Origin of the sequence: Blastococcus colisei, assembly GCF_006717095.1 — a bacterium.
Lineage (GTDB): Bacteria > Actinomycetota > Actinomycetes > Mycobacteriales > Geodermatophilaceae > Blastococcus_B > Blastococcus_B colisei.
Genome location: NZ_VFQE01000001.1, coordinates 2,678,730 through 2,702,523, shown reverse-complemented (window position 1 = coordinate 2,702,523; position 23,794 = coordinate 2,678,730). Strand labels below are relative to the sequence as shown.

Here is a 23,794-nt window from a genome sequence, read left to right as displayed (position 1 = left end):
GATCCCGACGACGTCCGCGACTGCTCCGGCGATGACGGCGGCGGTCACGCGTTCGGCGCGGCAGGCCCGCATCCGGGCGCTCATCGAGGCCCAGCCGGTCACCTCGCAGACCCATCTGGCGGCGCTGCTCGCCGAATCGGGCGTCGAGGTCACCCAGGCCACGCTGTCGCGGGACCTGGAGGAGCTCGGCGCGGTGAAGATGCGCGGGTCCGACGGTGCGCCGGCGAGCTACGTGCTCCCGCCGGAGAACGCCCCGCTGCGGCCCGCGCAGGCGGCGCCGGCCCGGCTCACCCGGCTCCTGGCCGACCTGCTCACCCACGCCGACGGCAGCGCCAACCTCGCCGTCCTGCGCACTCCGCCCGGGGCCGCGCAGTTCCTCGCCTCGGCGCTGGACAAGGTGGGCCTCCCCGACGTGCTGGGCACGATCGCCGGGGACGACACTCTGCTGGTCGTCTCGCGGGACCCCGACGGCGGACCGGCCCTGGCCGACCGCCTGCGGGCCCTGGCGGCCGGCACCACGCCCAACTACCCCGAACTCACGTCCGACCTGGAGGAGGAGTCGCACCCGTGACGTCTGTCGATCCTGCCGCCGCGCCCGGCATCCCCGCCGCGACGGCAGCGAACGAAACGCGCCTGTGGGGAGGTCGCTTCGGCGGCGGCCCGTCCCCGGCCATGGCGGCGCTGTCCAAGTCCACGGACGTCGACTGGCGGCTCGCGCCCTACGACCTGGCCTCGTCACGGGCGCACGCGCGTGTCCTGCACCGCGCCGGGCTGCTCACCGACGACGAGGTCGAGCAGATGGTCGGCGCCCTGACCGAGCTCTCGGCCGAGGTCGCCGCCGGCACCTTCGCGCCCATCGAGAGCGACGAGGACGTGCACGAGGCCCTCGAGCGCGGTCTCACCGACAAGCTGGGCACGCTCGGCGGCAAGCTGCGCGCCGGACGCAGCCGCAACGACCAGGTGGCCACCGATCTGCGGCTGTACCTGCGGCACAACGTCCGGGCACTCGTGGCCGAGCTGTCGTCGCTGGAGGTGGCACTGCTCGGGCTGGCGGAGCGCTACCAGGACGTCGCCGCGCCGGGCATGACCCATCTGCAGCACGCGCAGCCGGTCCTCATCGCCCACCAGCTCCTCGCGCACGCCCACTCGATCGGTCGCGACGTCGACCGGCTCCAGGACTGGGACCGGCGGACGGCGGTCAGCCCGCTAGGCGCCGGCGCGCTGGCCGGCTCGTCGCTCCGTCTGGATCCCGATGCGGTCGCGGCCGAACTCGGCTTCGACCGGGCGGCGGACAACTCGATCGACGCGGTCAGCGACCGCGACTTCGCCGCCGAGTTCTGCTTCGCCGCCGCGCTGCTCGGCGTCCATCTCTCCCGGCTGGGGGAGGAGGTCGTGCTCTGGACCTCGACGGAGTTCGGCTGGGCCCGGCTGGACGACGCCTGGGCCACCGGGTCGTCGATCATGCCGCAGAAGAAGAACCCTGACATCGCCGAGCTGGCCCGCGGGAAGTCGGGCCGCTTCGTGGGCAACCTGACCGGGTTGCTCACGATGCTCAAGGGGCTGCCGCTGGCCTACGACCGCGACCTGCAGGAGGACAAGGAGCCCGTCTTCGACTCCATGGAGCAGCTCATGCTCCTGCTCCCCGCGGTCACCGGCATGGTCGCGACGCTGACCCTGCGCCCGGAGGTGCTGGAGGCGGCAGCCCCGCAGGGCTTCGCCCTGGCGACCGACGTGGCCGAGTGGCTCGTGTCGACAGGGGTGCCGTTCCGGTCGGCACACGAGATCTCCGGCGCGATGGTGGCCTTCTGCGAGGAGGCCGGGCTCGAGCTCGACCAGCTCGACGACGACCAGCTCGCCGGCATCGACGAGCGGCTCACCCCCGCCGTCCGGTCGGTCCTGTCGGTGCAGGGGGCCCTGGCGGCCCGCAAGGCACGCGGGGGGACGGCGCCCGAGCGGGTGGCCGAGCAGCTGAGCGCGCTCGAGGCACTCGCCGCGGCGCACGCCGACTGGGCGGCGTCCTCGCCCGTGGCGGCCGCCCTCTGAGTGCTCTGCCGTCGTCCGACCTGCCCGAGCCGGGGCCACTCCTCACCGAGGACGACCTGCTCGGCCCGGTCGACGTCGTGGCGCCGTCCCTGCTCGGCTGCTGGGTGGTCACCGACCGCCCGGAAGGGCGCGTGGCGCTGCGGCTGACCGAGGTGGAGGCGTACTCGGGCGACGGGATGGACCCGGCCGCCCACTCCCACCGTGGCCCGACGCCGCGGGCCGCGATCATGTTCGGTCCGCCGGGCCGGCTGTACGTCTACTTCAGCTACGGCGTGCACTGGTGCGCCAACGTCGTCGTGGGGCCGGAGGGGCGCGGGCAGGCGGTCCTGATGCGGGCCGGTGAGGTGGTGGTGGGGGAGGAGCTGGCCCGGTCACGCCGACCGGCCGCTCGTGCGGCCCGCGACCTCGCGCGCGGGCCCGCCCGCCTCACCCAGGCGCTGGCGATCGGTCCTGACGACCGGGGCGCCGACCTGCTCGATCCCGCTTCCGTGGTCCGGCTCCACCGCGGACCTGCGCCGGCCTCGATCTCGTCGGGGCCCCGCGTCGGCATCAGCCTGGCAACCGACCTTCCCTGGCGGTTCTGGCAGACCGAGGCACCCTCGGTCAGCGTGTTCCGGCCGGGTGGGAAGCCGCGCCGTCGCCGCGCCGGGCAGGATGGGGCGCTGTGAACGACGTGATCGACGACCTGCACCGCCGAGGGCTGATCGCCCAGAGCACCGACGAGGCTGCGCTGCGCGCCCATCTCGCCGAGGCGCCGGTCACCTACTACTGCGGCTTCGACCCCACCGCGCAGAGCCTGCACGTCGGACACCTCGTGCAGTTCATGGTGCTGCGGGCCCTGCAGCGCGCCGGGCATCAGCCGGTCGTCCTCGTGGGGGGCGCCACCGGGCTGATCGGCGACCCACGCCCCACGGCCGAGCGCCAGCTCAACGACCGGGACACGGTCGCCTCGTGGGTGCAGCGGATCCGCGACCAGGTGGCGCCTTTCCTGGACCTCCCGGCGGAGCGGGACGGTCTGCCCGGCCCGATCTACGTGAACAACCTGGAGTGGACCGCACCCATCTCGGCGATCGACTTCCTGCGCGACCTCGGCAAGCACTTCCGGGTGGGCAAGATGCTGGCCAAGGAGGCGGTGTCGGCGCGACTGAACTCCGAGGCGGGCATCAGCTACACCGAGTTCAGCTACCAGATCCTGCAGTCCAACGACTTCCGGGAACTCCACCGTCGGCACGGCGTCACGTTGCAGACCGGTGGGTCCGACCAGTGGGGCAACCTCACCGCCGGCATCGACCTCGTCCGGCGGACGGAGGGCGCTGCCGTGCACGCGCTCTCGACGCCGTTGGTCACCAAGTCCGACGGCACCAAGTTCGGCAAGTCCGAGGGCGGCACCGTCTGGCTCGATCCCGCACTGACGACGCCGTACGCGTTCTTCCAGTTCTGGCTGAACGCCGACGACGCGGACGCCCGCACGTGGCTGCCGCTCTTCTCGGAGCGTTCCGCCGAGGACCTCGAGGCGCTGATCGCCGAGAGCATCGAACGACCTGCGGCACGGACGGCGCAAAGGGCCCTGGCGGAGGAGCTGACGATTCTCGTCCACGGCCCCGAGCAGCTCCGTCAGGCCGAGGCAGCCGGCCGGGCACTGTTCGGGCGCGACGACCTCGCAGCGCTGGGCGAGGAGACGCTCGCGGCGGCGCTCCGGGAGGCCGGCAGCGTCACCGTGGACGGCGAGGTGCCGTCGATCGCGCAGCTGCTGCAACTCACCGGGCTGGTGAGCAGCCTCTCCGAGGCCCGACGCACGGTGAAGGAGGGTGGCGCGTACCTGAACAACGCGCGGGTCACCGATGCCGACGCCGTTCCGGGGGAGGACGCCTGGCTGGCAGGTGGCTGGCTGGTCCTGCGCCGCGGGAAGCGGGCGGTCGCCGGAGTTCATCGGGCCCCGTGACCGGGGCTTTCGCCTCGGTGTCCGTGGCGTTGCAGGCCGGTGTCCGCTGCGTGTCGGGCGTCACGGTCCAACCGGTTTGACACCGCGGCCCCCACGGACGTAACTTTCTCTCTGCGCCGCGCGAGACCCCGTCTGGGGCCGGCGGGAAGACCCTGCGGGGCCTGACCGTTGTGCGACGTACACACGAGAAGAACGTCTCGGACGAAGCCCGCGAGGGTGGGGTACGAGCGCGTCCGCTCTTTGAGAACTCAACAGCGTGCCGAAAGTCAGTGCCAAGTAATACCCCGTGCCGGGGCCCTTCGGGTTCTGGTTTGGGATTCCTTTGGTTGATTGATATCGAGAGTGCTAGCTCTCGGTTCTCAGCCGGTATCGAATTCATCTACGGAGAGTTTGATCCTGGCTCAGGACGAACGCTGGCGGCGTGCTTAACACATGCAAGTCGAGCGAGCCCCACCTTTCGGGGTGGTGTGCTAGCGGCGAACGGGTGAGTAACACGTGGGCAACCTGCCCCCGGCTCTGGGATAACTCCAAGAAATTGGGGCTAATACCGGATATGACTGCTGACCGCATGGTCTGGTGGTGGAAAGATTTATCGGCTGGGGATGGGCCCGCGGCCTATCAGCTTGTTGGTGGGGTAGTGGCCTACCAAGGCGACGACGGGTAGCCGGCCTGAGAGGGTGACCGGCCACACTGGGACTGAGACACGGCCCAGACTCCTACGGGAGGCAGCAGTGGGGAATATTGCGCAATGGGCGGAAGCCTGACGCAGCGACGCCGCGTGGGGGATGACGGCCTTCGGGTTGTAAACCTCTTTCAGCAGGGACGAAGCGCAAGTGACGGTACCTGCAGAAGAAGCACCGGCCAACTACGTGCCAGCAGCCGCGGTAATACGTAGGGTGCAAGCGTTGTCCGGAATTATTGGGCGTAAAGAGCTCGTAGGCGGTTTGTTGCGTCGGCTGTGAAATCCCGAGGCTCAACCTCGGGTCTGCAGTCGATACGAGCAAACTAGAGTGTTGCAGGGGAGACTGGAATTCCTGGTGTAGCGGTGAAATGCGCAGATATCAGGAGGAACACCGGTGGCGAAGGCGGGTCTCTGGGCAACAACTGACGCTGAGGAGCGAAAGCGTGGGGAGCGAACAGGATTAGATACCCTGGTAGTCCACGCCGTAAACGTTGGGCGCTAGGTGTGGGGCTCATTCCACGAGTTCCGTGCCGCAGCTAACGCATTAAGCGCCCCGCCTGGGGAGTACGGCCGCAAGGCTAAAACTCAAAGGAATTGACGGGGGCCCGCACAAGCGGCGGAGCATGTTGCTTAATTCGATGCAACGCGAAGAACCTTACCTAGGCTTGACATGCACGGAAATCTCCCAGAGATGGGGGGTCCGTAAGGGCCGTGCACAGGTGGTGCATGGTTGTCGTCAGCTCGTGTCGTGAGATGTTGGGTTAAGTCCCGCAACGAGCGCAACCCTCGTCCTATGTTGCCAGCACGTGATGGTGGGGACTCATAGGAGACTGCCGGGGTCAACTCGGAGGAAGGTGGGGATGACGTCAAATCATCATGCCCCTTATGTCTAGGGCTGCAAACATGCTACAATGGCCGGTACAAAGGGCTGCGATACCGTGAGGTGGAGCGAATCCCAAAAAGCCGGTCTCAGTTCGGATTGGGGTCTGCAACTCGACCCCATGAAGTTGGAGTCGCTAGTAATCGCAGATCAGCAACGCTGCGGTGAATACGTTCCCGGGCCTTGTACACACCGCCCGTCACGTCACGAAAGTCGGTAACGCCCGAAGCCGGTGGCCCAACCCTTGTGGAGGGAGCCGTCGAAGGCGGGATCGGCGATTGGGACGAAGTCGTAACAAGGTAGCCGTACCGGAAGGTGCGGCTGGATCACCTCCTTTCTAAGGAGCACTTCACCGCACCCCTTGCTGGGTGTGGTGCAGAGCCGCGCCCGCACCGTGATCGGCCGCTCGTCTGGAGTGGTCGGCGAGCGTGTGGGGTGGTGCTCGAGGGTGGAACGCTGACCAGTTCGGCCGGCAGCTGCGGCTGCTCCTAGTACGGCCCCGTTCGCGGGGTGGGGAACGGGGTGGGTGTGGGTGGTCGGTTCGTAGGCACGCTGTTGGGTCCTGAGGGAGCGGGCCATCCGGGGAACCGGGTGCTGCGATCTCGTGTCGGGGCCTTCCTGCTTCTCGTACCGCTGTCGCCCTGTGGGGTGGTGGGTCTGGCGGGGACATGTGGGGGGTGTCTGGTCGTACGTTGAGAACTGCACAGTGGACGCGAGCATCTTTTTGACTCTGATTAGCAGAGTTCTTGTAGGCCCGCTCATCGATGTCTTTCCGGCGTGGATGGGTGGGATTTTGTGTGGCCAAGTTGTTAAGGGCGCACGGTGGATGCCTTGGCACCAGGAGCCGATGAAGGACGTAGGAGGCTGCGATAAGCCTCGGGGAGCTGTCAACCGAGCGTTGATCCGAGGATTTCCGAATGGGGGAACCCCGCACCAGTCATGTGGTGTGACCCGCGCTTGAACACATAGGGCGTGTGGAGGGAACGTGGGGAAGTGAAACATCTCAGTACCCACAGGAAGAGAAAACAACCGTGATTCCGTGAGTAGTGGCGAGCGAAAGCGGATGAGGCTAAACCGATTGCATGTGATAGCCGGCAGGCGTTGTGTGGTCGGGGTCGTGGGACCGTCCAGTCGGATCTGCCGATCCGGCGGGGAGTAAGAAAACAGCGTCGTTAGTGGAAGGCCTCTGGAAGGGGTCGCCGTAGAGGGTGAGAGCCCCGTACACGAAAACGCGTTGTCTCCCGGACGTGTTTCCCAAGTAGCACCGAGCCCGTGAAATTCGGTGTGAATCTGGCGGGACCACCCGCTAAGCCTGAATACTCCCTGGTGACCGATAGCGGACAAGTACCGTGAGGGAAAGGTGAAAAGTACCCCGGGAGGGGAGTGAAATAGTACCTGAAACCGTGTGCCTACAAGCCGTGAGAGCCTTAGCACCTTCGGGTGCGGGGTGATTGCGTGCCTTTTGAAGAATGAGCCTGCGAGTTAGTGGTACGTGGCGAGGTTAACCCGTGTGGGGTAGCCGTAGCGAAAGCGAGTCCGAACAGGGCGAGTCAGTCGCGTGCCCTAGACCCGAAGCCGAGTGATCTACCCATGGCCAGGTTGAAGCGCGGGTAAGACCGCGTGGAGGACCGAACCCACCAGGGTTGAAAACCTGGGGGATGAGCTGTGGGTAGGGGTGAAAGGCCAATCAAACTCGGTGATAGCTGGTTCTCCCCGAAATGCATTTAGGTGCAGCGTCACGTGTTTCTTGCCGGAGGTAGAGCACTGGATGGCTGAGGGGCCCCACAAGGTTACTGACGTCAACCAAACTCCGAATGCCGGTAAGTGAGAGCGTGGCAGTGAGACTGCGGGCGATAAGGTTCGTAGTCGAGAGGGAAACAGCCCAGATCATCGGCTAAGGCCCCTAAGCGTGTGCTAAGTGGAAAAGGATGTGGAGTCGCAGAGACAACCAGGAGGTTGGCTTAGAAGCAGCCACCCTTGAAAGAGTGCGTAATAGCTCACTGGTCAAGTGATTCCGCGCCGACAATGTAGCGGGGCTCAAGCACACCGCCGAAGCCGTGGCATTCACGCGCCGTCCTCGGATGGCAGCCCGTCGGTTCCCTTTCAGGAGCCGGCCAGGTGTGTGGATGGGTAGGGGAGCGTCGTGTGGCGGTCGAAGCGGCGGAGTGATCCAGCCGTGGACGCCACGCGAGTGAGAATGCAGGCATGAGTAGCGAGAGGGGAGTGAGAACCTCCCCCGCCGGAAGACCAAGGGTTCCTGGGCCAGGCTAATCCGCCCAGGGTGAGTCGGGACCTAAGGCGAGGCCGACAGGCGTAGTCGATGGACAACGGGTTGATATTCCCGTACCCGCGAAGGAACGCCCATGCTGAACCCAGCGATGCTAACCGCCCGAACACCCGTGACTGGTTCTTTCGAGGATCGGTGGCGGGGACTAGCGCGGGACCCGGACTGGTAGTAGGCAAGCGATGGGGTGACGCAGGAAGGTAGTCCTACCGGTGAGTGGTAGTACCGGGGCAAGGGTGTGGCCCGCGACGTAGGTAAATCCGCGTCGCACACAGGGTGAGGCCTGACGCATAGCCGAATGAGGCGAATTGGATGGTCCTATGCTGCCGAGAAAAGCCTCTAGCGAGTTCCGAGCGGCCCGTACCCCAAACCAACTCAGGTGGTCAGGTAGAGAATACCGAGGCGATCGAGCGAACTGTGGTTAAGGAACTCGGCAAAATGCCCCCGTAACTTCGGGAGAAGGGGGGCCCCAAACTGTGAACCGCCTTGCGCGGGGCAGCGGTGGGGGGCCGCAGAGACCAGTGAGAAGCGACTGTTTACTAAAAACACAGGTCCGTGCGAAGTCGTAAGACGATGTATACGGACTGACGCCTGCCCGGTGCTGGAACGTTAAGGGGACGGGTTAGTGCCTTCGGGCGCGAAGCTCAGAACTCAAGCGCCAGTAAACGGCGGTGGTAACTATAACCATCCTAAGGTAGCGAAATTCCTTGTCGGGTAAGTTCCGACCTGCACGAATGGCGTAACGACTTCTCAGCTGTCTCAACCACAGGCTCGGCGAAATTGCACTACGAGTAAAGATGCTCGTTACGCGCGGCAGGACGGAAAGACCCCGGGACCTTTACTATAGCTTGATATTGGTGTTCGGTTCGGCTTGTGTAGGATAGGTGGGAGACTGTGAAGCGGGCACGCCAGTGTTCGTGGAGTCGCCGTTGAAATACCACTCTGGTCGAATTGGATGTCTAACCTCGGTCCGTGATCCGGATCAGGGACAGTGTCAGGTGGGTAGTTTAACTGGGGCGGTTGCCTCCCAAAATGTAACGGAGGCGCCCAAAGGTTCCCTCAGCCTGGTTGGCAATCAGGTGTCGAGTGCAAGTGCACAAGGGAGCTTGACTGTGAGACCGACGGGTCGAGCAGGAGCGAAAGCTGGGACTAGTGACCCGGCACCGGCATGTGGAAGCGGTGTCGCTCAACGGATAAAAGGTACCCCGGGGATAACAGGCTGATCTTCCCCAAGAGTCCATATCGACGGGATGGTTTGGCACCTCGATGTCGGCTCGTCGCATCCTGGGGCTGGAGTAGGTCCCAAGGGTTGGGCTGTTCGCCCATTAAAGCGGTACGCGAGCTGGGTTTAGAACGTCGTGAGACAGTTCGGTCCCTATCCGCCGTGCGCGTAAGAGACTTGAGAAGAGCTGTCCCTAGTACGAGAGGACCGGGACGGACGAACCTCTGGTGTGCCAGTTGTACCGCCAGGTGCACTGCTGGTTGGCTACGTTCGGCAGGGATAACCGCTGAAAGCATCTAAGCGGGAAGCTCGCTTCAAGATGAGGTCTCTCACCGGGTCAACCGGGTAAGGCCCCCGCCCAGACCAGCGGGTTGATAGGCCGGAAGTGGAAGCACCGCGAGGTGTGCAGCTGACCGGTACTAACAGGCCGAGGGCTTGACCACACACACCCACCGGCGGTGGGTGCAGAACCCTGGTCAGAGTCAACTATTCGAAGAATGCTTCGCGTCCACTGTGCGGTTCTGAACGCACGAACCAGACGGTTCGTACATGTTCACAGAGTTACGGCGGCCATGGCGAGAGGGAAACGCCCGGCAACATTCCGAACCCGGAAGCTAAGCCTCTCAGCGCCGATGGTACTGCCCTGGAGACGGGGTGGGAGAGTAGGACGCCGCCGGACAACCATTACCGAACGGGGGTCAGAGCCACAGGCTCTGGCCCTCGTTCGCGTGTGCGTCCGGTAATGCCGTCGGCCCCCTGCCGATGAGCGCCGCCAATCGAAGAGGTACTCCGCAGTCATGACATCTCCGCGACGCGACTCCGGTGGAGCGCGAAACGACCGCGGCTCCGGAGCGGGGCGAGGGTCCGCCGGCAAGAACAGGTCCAGCGCCGCTCAGGGCGGCGCCGCCGGACGTGGCGGGGCCCGGACCGGTGGTGGCCCTCGCCGTGGAGGTGGCGGCTACCCGCGTGGCGGCACGGGGGCATCCGCGGGACGGCCGGCCGGCGCGCGAAGCGGGGGTTCGTCCCGTGACGAAAAGCCTGAGCGGCAGGAGCGTCCGCAGGGATCGGGTCCGACGGGGGATCGCCCGCAATGGCAGGGCCGCCGACCGCCGGGTGACCGTGCGACCGGTGACCGGCCCCAGTGGCAGGACCGCCGTCCGCAGGGGGAACGTCCGTCCGGCGGTGGGCGACCGCAGGGCTCCGGCGCACCCCGCGGTGACCGTCCGGCCGGGGACCGGCCGCAGTGGCAGGACCGCCGTCCGCAGGGGGATCGTCCCTCCGGCGGTGGCCGGCCGCAGGGTTCCGGCGCGCCCCGCGGTGACCGTCCGGCCGGGGACCGGCCGCAGTGGCAGGACCGCCGTCCGCAGGGGGATCGTCCCTCCGGCGGTGGCCGGCCGCAGGGTTCCGGCGCGCCCCGCGGTGACCGTCCGGCCGGTGACCGGCCCCAGTGGCAGGACCGCCGTCCCCAGGGCGATCGTCCCTCCGGCGGTCGGCGGCCGCAGGGTTCCGGCGCGCCCCGCGGTGACCGTCCGGCCGGTGACCGGCCCCAGTGGCAGGACCGCCGTCCCCAGGGCGATCGTCCCTCCGGCGGTCGGCGGCCGCAGGGCTCCGGCGCACCCCGCAGTGACCGTCCGGCCGGTGACCGGCCCCAGTGGCAGGACCGCCGTCCGCAGGGGGATCGTCCCCGCAGTGGGGATCACGGGCGCTCCGGGGGCTCCCGGAACACCCGCGGGCAGTGGCAGGAGCGTGCCGAACGCGGTGGCCCGCAGACTGATCGCGCGTCCGGCGATCGGCCGCAGTGGCAGGACCACCGGTCGCGGGGTGACCGTCCGGAACGTCCGGGCGCTCCACGCGGCGGCGGCGGCTGGCGTGATCGGCGTCCCTCCGACGACCGCCGGGGTGCTCCGGCCGGAGGAGCCCGGCGACCGCCGACAGCGGGGGAGGAGCGTCGGCCGCCGCTCCCACCCGGCCCGGCCATCCCGGAGTGGGTGGACGTCCGTGACCTGGACCCTGCGGTGCGCGGCGCGCTGCGAGGTATGGACCCGCGCAACGTGGAGCGGGTAGCCGCGCACCTCGTCGCCGCCGGCACTCTCGTGGAAGAGGACCCGGCGGCCGCGCTCGCGCATGCACGTGCCGCCCGTGACCGCGCGTCCCGGGTCGCCGCCGTGCGGGAAGCCGTCGGGGTTGCTGCCTACCACGCCGAGGACTACGCCGAGGCAGCCCGCGAGCTGCGCGCCTACCGCCGAATGAGCGGTGACGAGGGCTATCGAGCCGTCCTCGCGGACTGCGAGCGGGCACTCGGACGCCCGGAGGTTGCGCTGCGACTCGTCGCCGAGGCTCTCGCGGACAAACCGGATGCGGACGAGACGGTCGAACTCCGCATCGTGGAGTCCGGGGCCCGGCTCGATCTCGGTGAGGCCGCAGCGGCCCGGCTCGTGCTCGAGGCGGCGCTCGGGAGTCCGCTGGACCCGTCGTCTCTGCACCCGGGAGACCACGCCCGCCTGCGGCTGGCCTCCGCCTACGCCGAACTGCTGGAGCTGCAGGGGCAGGCCGACCGGGCGATGGACTGGTTCGTGGCCATCGCGGGGGCCGATCCGGAGGACATCACCGGAGCCGTCGACCGCCTGGGCATCGAGTTCACCGATCTGGAAGACGTCGTCGTCGACGTCGACGCGAGGGAGACCGCCCAGGCCTTCGACGATCAGGCGCCGTATCAGCCCGGGCGATCCGAGGAGCCGGCACCGCCGGAGGTCGTCGCACCCCTGCCCGAGGACGACCACGGTCTGGGGCGCAGCTTCGACGAGGAGGTCGAGGCCGAAGTGGCCGAACTGCTGGGAGAGGTCGATCCGCCGTCGGACGCCGCCGAGCCGGGCGAGGGCCACACCGGTACGCACTGACCTCTCACATCAGGGGCGGCGTCGTCCACATCGCCCGGCGGCGTCCACAGATGCGGCCGGGCGCTGGGCGCCGGACCCCGGTCGCAGCACGCTCATTGCATGAGCGTTGCTGTGATCGATCGGAACGACGTGGTGCTCCGCGGGCGGCTGTCCGCCCCAGCGGAGATCCGGGCCCTGCCCAGCGGTGATCCGCTGCTCACCTTCCGTCTCGTGGTGCGCCGCCTCGAACCGCGAGCGCGGGGCCAGTCGGTGGACGTGCTCACCTGCATCACCTACGACCGTGGCCTGCAGCGTCGTGCGGCGCTCTGGCAACCCGGAGACGTGGTCGAGGTGGAAGGCGCCCTGCAGCGGCGGTTCTGGCGGACCGGCAGCGGCACTGCGTCCGTCTGCGAGGTGAACTGCCGCAAGGGCCGGAAGGTGCCCCGATCGGGCGTCGGCGCCGGCGAGCGGACCGCGTGAGGCGAGCTCAGTCCGCCAGCGGCCGCAGCACCAGACCCGTCCGCGGCTTGGGCACGAAGAGGGTGGACTTCCGGGGCATCCGGGCGCCTGCTCGGGCGACGGCGGCGACGTCGGCGGGCGACGGCGCCCTGAGCAGGAGCGCCACTCCCGAGCGTTCGACCGCGACCCGGAGTGCCTCTTCCACGCTGTGCGAGATCAGCACGGAGTCAGGGTCGTCCGAGCGCTGCCAGAGCCGGCCGAGGAGGCTGTGGTGCGCCACGACCACGTCGAGTCCGCGCCAGGCCGGGGGTGCCTCGGAGGGCACGGCCGCGCGGACGTCGTCCGTGGGATCGGACAGCCGCACCAGCCGCCTGCCGTCGGTGACCAGGAAGCCGGACTCCCGCGGTGCGGTCATCCACCGCCGGACTGCGTCGGCCGTCGTACCCCCGGTCGTGGGGACGTCGGCCACGCGGAAGCCGGCGGCAGCGGTGCCGACGGCGGCGCTCAGGTCCAGTTCAGGAACGACGCGGTGGATCGGATCGACCCGTAGACCCCCCGGACCCATCGGGGTCAGCAGAGCCAGGACGCTGTCGCTGCCAGGCCCCGCGGAAGCGCCGTGCTGATGGGCGCGAGCGGCCGCGAAGCGGTGGTGCCCGTCGGCGATGACCGCCTCGGTCCGGGCGAGGGCGCGCGTGAGCCGGTCCAGCAATCCGCGATCGGTCACCCGCCACAGCCGGTGCCCGACGTCGTCGACGTCCCGGACGGTCATGTCCGGCTCGCCCCGGCGCACCTCCTCGCTCAGCGCGGTGACCTCCGGGTCCGGGTCGTGAGCGAGGACGATGGGCTCGAGGTCGGTCCCGGTCGCCGCCAGCAACGCCCGTCGGCCCTCGACCGCGCGGGGGTAGGTGTCCTCGTGGGGGAGGACCGCCGTCGAGCCGGGCGGCGGCAGCGCGACCGCTCCCAGCCAGCCGACGGTCGTCGGACCGCCGCCGGCCGGACTCAGCTCGTAGAGCCACAAGGCCGGTTCGGCTTCGCGGATCAGCACCCCGTCCTCCTGCCAGCGGCGCAGGGTGTCGGCGGCGAGCTCCGTCGAGCGCTGGACGGCATCGCCCTCGTCATCGGAGCCCGGACCAGGCAGCGGGAGGATCAGCCGGACGATGTTGTGCGGGTCGGCCCCGGCCAGTCGCTCCCGGCCGGCCGGCGTCACCAGGTCGTAGGCTGGCGAGCTGACCCGGGCGAGGTGCCCGGGATCCCGGTGCCGATAGGTGAGGGCGCGGAAGGGACGGACGTCGAGTCCCGTCGCCGACGCGGACGACCGGGACGACGTCGATTCGAGCACGTGACCGATCGTAGGAGCGCACCGCTGCGGGCCGGCACGAGCCGTCTGGTCCGGGCCGGCTCGCGCCGACCGGAGGCGCTCGGCCCAGCCGAGGAAGGAGGGGTAGGAGTGCCGGAGACTTCCCCCGACGGCGGCGTCTACGAGTGGTACCAGCGCGGCATCCAGCTCCTGCGGGACGGCAATCCCGCGGCCGCGGCCACCCTCCTCCGCCGCGCGTCGGCGGCGGAGCCGGACTCGCGCAGCATCCTCGAGGCGCTGGCACGGGCCCAGTACGACGCAGGCCGCTACGAGGAGGCCGTCATCAGCTTCACCACGCTGACCGCCGTCAGCCCCACGGACGACTACGCGCACTTCGGTCTCGGCCTGGCGGCCAGCCGGGCCGGGGAGTTGCGGCTCGCGGCCGAGCACCTGGCGCTGGCGGTCGCCATGCGCCCGGACGTCGGCCACTACGCGCGTGCGCTGCGCGGGGTCAGGGCCCGGCAGGCGGCCGAGTCCGCGTGACCGCCGCCCACCCGGATACCCCCGGCACCGCCGTCCCACTGCTCGCCGGCAGCAGCGTTCCCCCGGCCGAGGTCTACGACGTCGCGCTCCTCGACCTCGACGGGGTCGTCTACGTCGGTCCGGACGCCGTTCCCGGCGTGCCCGACGCGCTGGCCGCCGCCCGGCGGGCCGGCATGCGCCTCGGATTCGTGACCAACAACGCCGCCCGCACGCCCGAGCAGGTGGCCGACCACCTGACCGTGCTCGGGGTTCCCGCCGACGCCGACGACGTCATCACCAGTTCGCAGGCAGCGGCCACCGTGGTGGCAGGTCTGCTCGGCTCCGGCGCGCGGGTGCTCCCCGTCGGCGGCCCCGGGATCGCCGCCGCGCTCACGGCCGCCGGTCTGACCGTGGTCGAGCGCGCCGAGGACGAGCCGGTCGCCGTCGTCCAGGGGTACGGGCGCGAGGTGGGCTGGGCCGAACTCGCCGAGGCAGTGGTCGCCGTCCGGCAGGGTGCCCGGCACGTCGCCACCAACGCCGACGCGACGGTTCCCTCGCCGCGGGGCCCGCTCCCGGGAAACGGGGCGATGGTCGGCGTCGTCCGGAACGTCACCGGTCAGGCGCCGCTGGTCACCGGCAAGCCCGATCCGGCCATGCACGCCGAGTGCGTCCGCAGGACGGGCGCGCGCCGGCCGCTGGTCGTCGGCGACCGGCTCGACACCGACATCGAGGGGGCCCGCCGCGCCGGGGCGGCGAGCCTGCTGGTCCTGACCGGCGTCACCGACCCCACGGTCCTGCTGGCCGCGGAGCCGCAGCAGCGCCCCGACCTGCTGGCGGAGGACTGCGCCGGCCTGCTGCGTACCCATCCGCCGGTGGTTCCCGATGGGCCGTCGTGGCGGTGCGGGGAGTGGACGGCGCGGGCCGGCGAGGGCGGGGATGTCCTCGTCCTCGAGTCGGCGGCGGGCGAGGGGGCCGACGACGGTCTCGACGGGCTCCGGGTGCTGTGCGCGGCGCACTGGTCCCGGCACCCTGCCCAGGGGGCGCCGGCCCGCGTCGTGGCGGCCGGCACGCGAGCGGAGGAGGCCCTCCGCCGCTGGAGCCTGACCTCATCGACCGGCAGCGGCGAGTGGCGGCGTCGTCCTACAGGAGCTTGCGCAGCCGCAGCAGGTCGCGAAGGCCCGCCTCGAGCTTGACCCGTCCGCCCGCCCAGGCCTGACCGAAGTGCAGGTGCCCGTCGACCATCGCCACCAGGTCGTCGCTGGTCATCGTCAGTCGGATGTCGGCCTTCGGCACCGCCGGGCCGTGCGGCTGTACGTGGAGATCCCGGACCGCCCCGGAGCTCAGTCGCCCGAGCACCACCTCGTCGAGGTCGGTCAGCCGGCAGGAGAGGCTGCGATCGAGTCCCTCGGCCGCCGGGTTCCTGGCCAGGTCTCCGAGGATGCTCCGGAGCGCCGTCATGCACTGATCCATCGTCGCCACGCGGGCGGGCCTCCAACGCTGGAAGGGTCGTACCGGTCGCGAGACGCTATCGCCCCGCTCGTCCGCCCGTGCCCGTCGTCCGTGGCCGGTAACCTCGCCAGCGACGACAACCAGCCGACCGAGGTACGCCGGCTGGGGGCCACTCCACGGGAAGGCAGGGCGATGACCGAGCCGAGCACGCCGCGACCGGTCCCTGGTCCGCCGCGCCCCGGCGAGCCCGCTCCGGCGACTGCTGCCGCACCCGAGCAGGCGTCTGCCGCCGACCCGTTCACCGACCTCGCCGAGCGGCCCATCGCCGAGCACGTGGCGGTCTTCGAGACCGAGCACGCCCGGCTCGAGCGCGAGCTCGGCACGATCGACCAGCTCTGATGGCCCGCCGCAGCCGGCTCGACGCGGAGCTCGTGCGGCGGGGCCTGGCCCGCTCGCGCGAGCACGCCGTCGCCCTCATCGCCGAGGGCCGGGTCGCGATCTCCGGGCAGGCCGCCACCAAGCCGGCGACCGGCGTCGACGCGGCCACTCCCGTCGTCGTGCGTACCGATCCCGATCAACCCAGCTGGGTCTCCCGCGGCGCGCACAAGCTCCTCGGTGCACTGGAGGCGTTCCCGGTCCCCGTCGAGGGACGCCGTGCGCTCGACGCGGGCGCCTCCACCGGTGGCTTCACCGAGGTCCTGCTCAGCCGGGGCGCGGCCGAGGTGGTCGCCGCCGACGTGGGCTACGGGGAGTTGGCCTGGTCGCTGCGCACCGACGAGCGGGTGCGGGTTCTCGAGCGCACCAACGTCCGCACGCTCACCCCGGAGGCGATCGAGGGACCGGTGGACCTGGTGGTCGCCGACCTCTCGTTCATCTCGCTGCGCCTGGTCCTGCCCGCCCTCACCTCCTGCGCGACCGACGACGCCGACCTGCTGCCCATGGTCAAGCCGCAGTTCGAGGTGGGCCGTGAGCGCCTGGGCGCCGGTGGTGTGGTCCGCGACCCCGAGCACCGGGTCCGGGCCGTCCTCGAGGTGGCCGCCGCCGCCGCGACCCTGGGGTGGGGAACCGCGGGGGTGGTGGCCAGCCCGCTGCCCGGTCCGGCCGGCAACGTGGAGTTCTTCCTGTGGCTGCGCCGCGACGCGCCCCCACCGCAGGAGGACGACGTCCGTCGGGCCGTTCAGCAGGGCCCGCCGTGAGCACCGGCGCGAGCTCACGCAGAGACTGCACAGGGTCGCGAGCACGCGCGACCAGCGCCAGCGAGGAGACCACGTGAGCCAGCCCCGCCAGGGCACGCCCGCACCGCAGGAGGAGCCACGCCGGGTCCTCCTGACCGTGCACACCGGCCGCCGCGACATCGTCGACCTGGCCCGCACCTCGGCCGCCCGGCTCACCGCCGCGGGAATCGTGGTCCGGGTGCTGGTCGACGAGGCCGAGGACCTCGACATCGCCGACGCCGAGGTCGTACCCGCCGACTCCCACGCGGCCAGCGGCGCGGAGATCGTCATGGTCTTCGGCGGCGACGGCACCTTCCTGCGCGCCGCGGAGCTGGCGCGGTACACCGACGCCGCCCTGATGGGGGTCAACCTCGGCCGGGTGGGCTTCCTCGCCGAGACCGAACCCGAGGCGGTGGAGGAGACCCTCCTGGCGATCGAGCGCTGCGAGTACTCCGTCGAGGAGCGCCTCGCCCTGCAGGTCGACGTCCTCGACGGCACGGGCACCGTCGTCGGCGGCACCTGGGCCCTCAACGAGGTCTCGGTGGAGAAGGCGCAGCGCTCCCGCGTCCTCGACGTGGTCCTGGCGATCGACGGCAGGCCCCTCACCAGCTTCGGCTGCGACGGCGTCCTGTGCGCCACCCCGACCGGCTCGACGGCCTACGCCTTCTCCGCCGGCGGCCCCGTCGTCTGGCCCGACGTCGAGGCGCTGCTGCTGGTCCCGAGCAACGCCCACGCCCTCTTCGCCCGTCCCCTGGTCACCTCCCCGGACTCGGTCCTCACCGTCGCCGTCCCGCCCGACGGCAACCGGTCCCGCGTGTCGGCCGACGGCCGCCGGATCCTCGAGGTGCCCGACGGCGGGCGGGTGGACGTCCGCCGGGCCGACCGCCCGGTGCGGATCGCCCGCGTGCACGCCGCCACGTTCGGCGACCGGCTGGTGGCCAAGTTCGGCCTGCCCGTCCGGGGGTTCCGGGACGCCCGCCACGCCGGACCGGGCCACGAGCTCTTCACCAGCCGCAACGTGCTGAGCTGCGATGTCGTGGCCGGCAACGGCGTCACCGACGGAGGAGCGCCCGCCGCGGAGGTGACCGGTGCCGGCTCGCACGACGACGCCTGAGCGGTCCGCTGCCCCGGCCGCACCGGTGGTCGACGGGCACCCCGGCCGGCTGACCGAGCTGCGGATCCGGGGGCTGGGCTCGATCGACGACGCCACCCTCGAGCTCGGCGCCGGCCTCACCGTCGTCACCGGCGAGACCGGCGCCGGAAAGACGATGGTCGTCACCGGCCTGACCCTGCTGTTCGGTGGCCGGGCCGATCCGGGCCGCGTCCGTGCGAGCGGCAAGGCCGGCGTCGAGGGCCGCCTGATCCTCCCGCCGGAGTCCCCGGCCTGGGAACGGGCCGCCGACGCGGGCGCCGACCCCGACGACGACGGCAGCCTGATCCTGGCCCGTACCGTCAGTGCCGAAGGCCGCTCGCGGGCCTTCCTCGGCGGCCGCAGCGTGCCCGTCGGCGTCGTCGCGGAGCTGGCCGAGGGGCTGCTGGCCGTCCACGGGCAGACCGATCAGCAACGGCTGTCCCGCCCCGCCGAGCAGCGGCGGGCCCTGGACCGCTACGCCGGTGCCGCTCACCTGGCGGTCCTCGACCGCTATCGCGAGGCCCACCAGCGGTGGCGGCAGCTGGCGGCCGACCTCGAGCGGCGGCACCGCCAGGCGCGGGAGCTGGCGCAGGCCGCCGACGTCCTGCGCCACGGCCTCGAGGAGATCGAGTCCGTCGCACCGGAGGCCGGGGAGGACGAGGCCCTCGACACCCAGGCCAAACGGCTGGCCGACGCCGACGCCCTTCGCGCCGCGGCCGACGAGGCGCGGATGGCGCTGATCGGCGACGTGACCGGCGACCTCGGCGGCGGCGAGGTTCCGCAGGACGCGACCGCCGCCCTGGCCATCGCCGAGCGGGCGCTCGCGGGATCCGACGACCCCACGCTCGTCCTCCTGGCCCAGGACCTCGCCGACGCCGTGGCGGTGGTGTCGGACGTGTCCGCGCAGTTGGCCGGTTACGTCGCCGATCTCGACGCCGACCCGGGACGCCTCGCCGAGGTCCTGGACCGCCGCGCCACCATCACCGCCCTGGTGCGTAAGTTCGCGGGGCCGGGGGAAGGCGTGGCCGGGGTGCTCGCGTGGGCGGAGGACGCCGTGGCCCGGCTGGCCGAGCTGGACGTCTCCGACGAGGCCCTCGAGGCGCTGTCCGCCGCCCGCGACGCCGCCCGGGCGGAGGTCGACGACCTCGGCGCGCAGGTCTCGGCCGGCCGGCGGGCGGCCGCTCAGGGTTTCGCCGCGGAGGTGGGAGCCGAGCTCGCCGGCCTGGCCATGAAGAGCGCCGGCGTCTCCTTCTCCATCGACAGCCACCCTGACGAGCCGGGTGCCGAGGGCATCGACGAGGTCGCGCTGCTCCTGGCACCCCACCCCGGCGCACCGCCGCGCCCGGTGCACAAGGGCGCGTCGGGCGGTGAGCTGTCCCGGGTGATGCTCGCCATCGAGGTCGTCTTCGCCGGTGCCGACCCGGTGCCGGTCATGGTGTTCGACGAGGTGGACGCCGGGGTCGGTGGTCAGGCGGCCGGCGAGATCGGGCGGCGGCTGGCCCGGCTGGCGCGCGACCACCAGGTCGTCGTCGTCACCCACCTGGCGCAGGTGGCCGCGTTCGCCGACACGCACCTCGTCGTCGACAAGTCGCCGGACACGGCGGCCGGGGTCACCGCGACCGACATCCGGGCCGTCGAGGACGAGGACCGCGTCCGGGAACTGGCCCGGATGCTCTCCGGGCTCAGCGACAGCGACACCGGGCAGGCGCACGCGCGGGAGCTGCTGGCCGTCGCGGCCGCCGGCCGCGGCTGAGCGACGCCCGCGGGAGTGGCACGGGCCACGGAAGGGTGAGGGCGGGCGTGCCACGTCCGACCGCGGGGTAGGCGGCCACCGTGACGTGCTTCTCCTCCGCCGACGAGTCGGCGCACTACGGCTTCTCGGTGTGCATGCTGCTGGAGCAGTACCGCGCGCAGCTGCGATGGGAAGAGGAGGGGGTCGTCGAGCTCGGCACGGGTGACGCCACCGCCATCGCCGACGTGGTGCGATCACTGCCGGCGCTTCGGGTCCGCAGCTTCGACATCAGCCGGCCGTCGGTCGAGACGGCGCGCGCGAACATCGCCGTGCGCGGGGTGTCCGACCGGTACACCGTCGAGCTCGGTGACTTCTTCGACCAGGCCGACTCGGCCGGGGGCCCGCCGGTCTCGACGGTCATCTCCAACCCCCCCTACATCCCGGCACCCGACCCCGACATCCGCATGCCGGAGCTGTGGGGCGGCGTCCACGGCAACGACCTGATGCTCCAGCTGCTCAAGGCCGGCTACGACACCGTCATCGCGGCGGTGGCGAGCTACTCCGACCCGGTCGAGACCGTCCGCACCGCCGGCGATCTGGGCTACCGGGTGGCGAACTTCCTGGCCATGGGCCTGGACTACGGCCCCTACAGCAGCGAGCCGAAGGTCCGCGACCACATCCGGCGCCTGTGCGACGAAGGCCGCGGCTGGGCCGGCGACGACGGGTACATGGTCGCCATCGCCCTGTTCACCCGGATCGCCGACGTCCCTGGGAATCGGGCCGACCAGCTGCTGAGGTCACTGCAGCTCAGCTGCTGACCACGGCCCGATGGTGATCAGGGTCCCTGATCACCATGGGTCCTCCCTCACCGTCGACCGCGAGGGAGGACCCTGAATGACCAGGTCTCCTGATCATCACAGGGGTCCGGGCGCCAGGGTCAGGGGCGCCGCTTGGCGTAGCCGGCGAGGCCGAACTGCAGGAGGGAGAGCCCGCGGCGGCCCTGCCGGCGCAGCTCCGCCGACAGCTCGAGGCCGCCGACGCCGGCCAGGACGCGGTCACGGGCGAGCTCGAGCAGAGCGGCGTACAGGCCGAGGACGGCGTGCGCGGCCAGCCACGGCTCCACCTGGCCGGGGCGCGCCCCGGTCTCCTCGGCGATCAGCCCGGCGAGGGCGTCGGTGAGCTCGCCGAGGATCTCCCGCTCGCGCACCTGCAGCGTGCGGCTGCCGCGGATCACCTGGGCCATCCGAGCCACTCCGGAGGCGGCTTCCGGTGACCCGAGCAGGCTGACCGCCCCGACGACGAAGCTGCCGGCGGCCGCGGACACCGACTCGCCGGCCGGCCGGCGACGGACCGCGTCCAGCAGCGCGGCGCGCATCGGCGGGTCGGCGTCGAAGACGAGGCCCTCCTTGACCGGGAAGTGGTTGAAGACCGTCTTCTCCACCACACCGGCGCGCCGGGCGATCTCCATGACGCTGACCGCGTCGAAGCCCCGTTCGGCGAACAGCTCGGCGGCGGCGTCGACGATCTTCGCCCGCGTCTCCTGACGCTTGCGCTCCCGGACGCCCGTTCCCTGCTCGGCTGCGCGACCCCGCCGGGTCCCCAACCCGGGCTGCCCACCGGGTGGGGGAGGCGTCTGGACCTCGGGACGGGTCGACGGAACTGCCCTGATCACCGCACCCGGGGTAGCCGGGGACGTCTCACCGGCAGGGAGGGGGGTGGTTCGGGGCAGGGCGTGGGCCACTCCAGTCACATGCGCAACGCTAGTCACAACTCGGTAACGGTCTCGCTCGCGAGCCGGAGAGGCCGGAGCGGGCGTGTCGCCCCCACCGTGGTGTCGGACACGGTGCGTGACTGGCAGGTCGCGCACGCGCGTCGGACGACCGGCCGGTCAGCGCGTCGTGAAAGCATCGGCCGCATGCGCATCGGCACACTTCGGCGTGGTCGGGGACAGGATGCCGGGCCCGGTGTCTCCGGCACCGTCCGGCTGGACCGCCGCACGAAGAACCTCACCAAGCGGCTGCAGCCCGGCGACATCGCCGTCATCGACCACGTCGACATCGACCGGGTCAGCGCCGACGCGCTGGTCGGGTGCAAGGTCGCCGCAGTGGTCAACGCCGCGCCCAGCATCTCCGGCCGGTATCCCAACCTGGGCCCGGAGATCCTCATCAACGCCGGCATCCCCCTGCTCGACGACGTCGGCAAGGACGTGTTCGCCAAGTGCAAGGAGGGCGCGCACCTCCGGCTCGACGGCAACCAGCTGATCTCCGGCGAGGGCGAGGTCGTCGCCGAGGGCCGGGTGCACGACGACGCGTCGGTCGGGGTGGCCATGGCCGAGGCGAAGGCCGGACTGTCCACCCAGCTCGAGGCCTTCGCCACCAACACCATGGAGTACATGAAGCGGGAGCGCGCGCTCCTGCTGGACGGGGTCGGTGTTCCCGACGTGGCCACCCAGATCGAGGGCCGGCACGTGCTGGTCGTCGTCCGCGGCTACGACTACAAGGAGGACCTGCAGGCCCTCCGCCCCTACATCCGGGACTACCGGCCAGTGCTGATCGGCGTCGACGGCGGCGCCGATGCGCTGCGCGAGGCGGGCTACCAGCCGGACATGATCGTCGGCGACATGGACTCCGTGAGCGACGACTCGCTCACCTGTGGCGCCGAGGTGGTCGTGCACGCCTACGCCGACGGCCGCGCGCCCGGCCTGGCCCGGGTGCAGGACCTCGGTGTCGAGGCGATCACCTTCCCGGCGTCGGCCACCAGTGAGGACATCGCCATGCTGCTGGCCGACGAGAAGGGGGCCACCCTGATCGTCGCCGTCGGCACGCACGCCACCCTGGTCGAGTTCCTCGACAAGGGCCGGGGCGGCATGGCCTCGACCTTCCTCACGCGGCTGCGCCTGGGCGGCAAGCTCGTCGACGCCAAGGGCGTGAGCCGCCTCTACAAGAGCCGCATCTCCACGGCCGCGCTGGTGGTGCTCGTCCTCGCCGCGTTCCTCGCCATCGGCTCGGCCCTCGCACTGTCCGCGGCCGGCCGGGTGTACCTCGACCTGCTGTTCGACCAATGGAACAGCTTCATGTTCTGGTTGGAGAACCTCTTCTCGTGATCGACTTCCGCTATCACCTGGTCTCGCTGATCGCCGTCTTCCTGGCGGTCGCGTTGGGGATCGTCATCGGCACCACCGCGCTCAACGAGCCGATCCTCGCCGACATCGAGAACCAGGTCGCCGACCTCGAGCAGGACAAGCGCGCCCTGGAGGACCAGACGCAGGAACTGCAGACCCAGCTGGACACCGCCGACGCCTTCCAGGAGGCGGTCGCGCCGGTACTGGTCGACGGCACCCTGACCGGGCGCAGCGTGCTGCTGGTCACGACCAACGAGGACGTCGCCCCCGAGGTCGTCGAGGAGGTCCGGACGCTGATCGCCGAGGCCGGCGGCACCATCAACGGGGAGCTCTCGCTCCGGCCGGAGTACAGCGATCCCTCGACGTCCGCGGCCCTGCAGAACTACGTGACCGATCCCGGCGGTCTGCCCGCGGGCATCGAACTGCCTGCCACCGACGACACCGGCGAACTGGTCGGCAGCCTGCTCGCCCAGACCTTGATGATCCCGGCCGAGGGGGCCGCGAGCGACGGTGCGGTCGTCTCCTCGGTGCTGGCCGGTCTCGCCTCGCTGGACGTGCTGGCGGTGGACAGCGACGGGGTCTCGCCCGCCGATCACGCCGTCGTCCTCACCGCCGACGCCTTCACCGGGGAGGATGGTGAGGCACGCAACGAGACGGTGATCGACCTGGTCACCGCCCTCGACGCCGCGGGTTCCGGTGCCGTCGTCGCCGGGAACGCGGCCTCCGCGGGTGAGACCGGTCTGGTCGGGGCCATCCGCGCCGACCCGTCGCTGGCAGCCGCGGTGTCCACGGTCGACAACGTGGCCACGCTGCCGGGGCAGATCAGCACCGTTCTCGCGCTCGGCGCGGAGAGCGAGGGCACCTCCGGGGTCTACGGCACGGGGGAGGGCGCCCAGCCGGTGCCGCCGGTGCCCGCCTCCGCACCGTGAGGGTCGCTGG

At 70.8% G+C, this 23,794-nt stretch carries 18 protein-coding genes and 3 rRNA genes; 18 read left to right on the top strand and 3 right to left on the bottom strand.

Translation table 11 applies throughout. The annotated features are described in order from the left end of the window. Positions 1-31: 31 nt before the first annotated feature. The 9 genes from FHU33_RS12870 (at position 32) to FHU33_RS12830 (ending at position 12,409) form a co-directional block, all read left to right on the top strand. A complete protein-coding gene (locus FHU33_RS12870) occupies positions 32-571 on the top strand; it encodes an arginine repressor (protein WP_142025702.1) in 540 nt (179 codons plus the stop codon). Continuing rightward, a complete protein-coding gene (argH, locus tag FHU33_RS12865) occupies positions 568-2,043 on the top strand; it encodes an argininosuccinate lyase (protein ID WP_142025701.1) in 1,476 nt (491 codons plus the stop codon). The genes FHU33_RS12870 and argH overlap by 4 nt, the downstream gene beginning before the upstream one ends. Continuing rightward, complete coding sequence (locus FHU33_RS12860) at positions 2,007-2,711, top strand: DNA-3-methyladenine glycosylase (protein ID WP_342778681.1); 705 nt, start codon at positions 2,007-2,009, stop codon at positions 2,709-2,711. The genes argH and FHU33_RS12860 overlap by 37 nt, the downstream gene beginning before the upstream one ends. Beyond that, positions 2,708-3,985, top strand: a complete 1,278-nt coding sequence (tyrS, locus tag FHU33_RS12855; protein ID WP_142025700.1) for a tyrosine--tRNA ligase — start codon at positions 2,708-2,710, stop codon at positions 3,983-3,985. The genes FHU33_RS12860 and tyrS overlap by 4 nt, the downstream gene beginning before the upstream one ends. Positions 3,986-4,363: 378 nt before the next feature. After that, positions 4,364-5,884: ribosomal RNA gene (locus FHU33_RS12850) — 16S ribosomal RNA — on the top strand. Positions 5,885-6,346: 462 nt separating this feature from the next. Beyond that, positions 6,347-9,496: ribosomal RNA gene (locus FHU33_RS12845) — 23S ribosomal RNA — on the top strand. Positions 9,497-9,615: 119 nt separating this feature from the next. Beyond that, positions 9,616-9,732 (top strand): 5S ribosomal RNA (gene rrf, locus FHU33_RS12840). The 16S, 23S and 5S rRNA genes sit together here, the layout of an rRNA operon. 1,309 nt (positions 9,733-11,041) lie before the next feature. Further along, positions 11,042-11,950 (top strand): tetratricopeptide repeat protein, encoded by a 909-nt coding sequence (locus FHU33_RS12835; RefSeq protein WP_142025699.1) that lies wholly within the window; start codon positions 11,042-11,044, stop codon positions 11,948-11,950. Positions 11,951-12,049: 99 nt separating this feature from the next. Continuing rightward, positions 12,050-12,409 (top strand): single-stranded DNA-binding protein, encoded by a 360-nt coding sequence (locus tag FHU33_RS12830; protein ID WP_142025698.1) that lies wholly within the window; start codon positions 12,050-12,052, stop codon positions 12,407-12,409. Between the two features lie 7 nt (positions 12,410-12,416). On the opposite strand, the gene FHU33_RS12825 is transcribed toward FHU33_RS12830, so the two are convergent. Then, positions 12,417-13,727, bottom strand: a complete 1,311-nt coding sequence (locus FHU33_RS12825) for a DUF1015 domain-containing protein (RefSeq protein WP_142025697.1) — start codon at positions 13,725-13,727, stop codon at positions 12,417-12,419. A gap of 108 nt (positions 13,728-13,835) precedes the next feature. Between FHU33_RS12825 and FHU33_RS12820 the strand changes: the two genes are divergently transcribed. Both FHU33_RS12820 and FHU33_RS12815 read left to right on the top strand, forming a co-directional pair. Beyond that, on the top strand, positions 13,836-14,228 hold the full coding sequence (locus FHU33_RS12820) for a tetratricopeptide repeat protein (RefSeq protein ID WP_142025696.1): 393 nt from the start codon (positions 13,836-13,838) through the stop codon (positions 14,226-14,228). Further along, positions 14,225-15,400, top strand: coding sequence for an HAD-IIA family hydrolase (locus FHU33_RS12815; protein WP_142025695.1), 1,176 nt, complete (start codon positions 14,225-14,227; stop codon positions 15,398-15,400). The genes FHU33_RS12820 and FHU33_RS12815 overlap by 4 nt, the downstream gene beginning before the upstream one ends. Here FHU33_RS12815 and FHU33_RS12810 read toward each other — a convergent pair. After that, positions 15,348-15,665, bottom strand: a complete 318-nt coding sequence (locus FHU33_RS12810; protein WP_246063569.1) for an alkyl sulfatase C-terminal domain-containing protein — start codon at positions 15,663-15,665, stop codon at positions 15,348-15,350. The genes FHU33_RS12815 and FHU33_RS12810 overlap by 53 nt on opposite strands. A 102-nt stretch (positions 15,666-15,767) precedes the next feature. Here FHU33_RS12810 and FHU33_RS12805 point away from each other — a divergent pair, with 102 nt between their 5' ends. The 5 genes from FHU33_RS12805 (at position 15,768) to FHU33_RS12785 (ending at position 20,552) form a co-directional block, all read left to right on the top strand. Beyond that, positions 15,768-16,055, top strand: a complete 288-nt coding sequence (locus FHU33_RS12805) for a hypothetical protein (RefSeq protein ID WP_211355117.1) — start codon at positions 15,768-15,770, stop codon at positions 16,053-16,055. Further along, positions 16,055-16,852 (top strand): TlyA family RNA methyltransferase, encoded by a 798-nt coding sequence (locus tag FHU33_RS12800; protein WP_142025693.1) that lies wholly within the window; start codon positions 16,055-16,057, stop codon positions 16,850-16,852. Before FHU33_RS12805 ends, FHU33_RS12800 begins: the two co-directional genes overlap by 1 nt. 73 nt (positions 16,853-16,925) lie before the next feature. Then, entirely contained in the window at positions 16,926-17,984 is a 1,059-nt protein-coding gene (locus FHU33_RS12795) for an NAD kinase (RefSeq protein WP_142025692.1), read from the top strand. After that, the gene (gene recN / locus FHU33_RS12790) at positions 17,959-19,755 is read left to right on the top strand and encodes a DNA repair protein RecN (protein WP_211355116.1); all 1,797 of its coding nucleotides are present in this window, start codon (positions 17,959-17,961) and stop codon (positions 19,753-19,755) included. Before FHU33_RS12795 ends, recN begins: the two co-directional genes overlap by 26 nt. A gap of 80 nt (positions 19,756-19,835) precedes the next feature. Next, the gene (locus FHU33_RS12785; RefSeq protein WP_142025691.1) at positions 19,836-20,552 is read left to right on the top strand and encodes a class I SAM-dependent methyltransferase; all 717 of its coding nucleotides are present in this window, start codon (positions 19,836-19,838) and stop codon (positions 20,550-20,552) included. Positions 20,553-20,671: 119 nt separating this feature from the next. Here the strand turns inward: FHU33_RS12785 and FHU33_RS12780 are convergent, their stop codons facing one another. Then, positions 20,672-21,406, bottom strand: a complete 735-nt coding sequence (locus FHU33_RS12780) for a TetR/AcrR family transcriptional regulator (RefSeq protein ID WP_246063567.1) — start codon at positions 21,404-21,406, stop codon at positions 20,672-20,674. A 243-nt stretch (positions 21,407-21,649) separates the two neighbouring features. Here FHU33_RS12780 and steA point away from each other — a divergent pair, with 243 nt between their 5' ends. Further along, entirely contained in the window at positions 21,650-22,837 is a 1,188-nt protein-coding gene (steA, locus tag FHU33_RS12775; RefSeq protein ID WP_142025690.1) for a putative cytokinetic ring protein SteA, read from the top strand. Next, positions 22,834-23,784 (top strand): copper transporter, encoded by a 951-nt coding sequence (locus FHU33_RS12770; RefSeq protein WP_142025689.1) that lies wholly within the window; start codon positions 22,834-22,836, stop codon positions 23,782-23,784. The genes steA and FHU33_RS12770 overlap by 4 nt, the downstream gene beginning before the upstream one ends. The last annotated feature ends 10 nt before the right edge of the window (positions 23,785-23,794 follow it).

Coding starts and splice junctions, on each gene's coding strand:
- FHU33_RS12870 (WP_142025702.1), top strand. CDS start 32: ATGACGGCGGCGGTCACGCGTTCGGCGCGGCAGGCCCGCATCCGGGCG.
- FHU33_RS12830 (WP_142025698.1), top strand. CDS start 12,050: ATGAGCGTTGCTGTGATCGATCGGAACGACGTGGTGCTCCGCGGGCGG.
- FHU33_RS12810 (WP_246063569.1), bottom strand. CDS start 15,665: ATGACGGCGCTCCGGAGCATCCTCGGAGACCTGGCCAGGAACCCGGCG.
- FHU33_RS12800 (WP_142025693.1), top strand. CDS start 16,055: ATGGCCCGCCGCAGCCGGCTCGACGCGGAGCTCGTGCGGCGGGGCCTG.
- steA (WP_142025690.1), top strand. CDS start 21,650: ATGCGCATCGGCACACTTCGGCGTGGTCGGGGACAGGATGCCGGGCCC.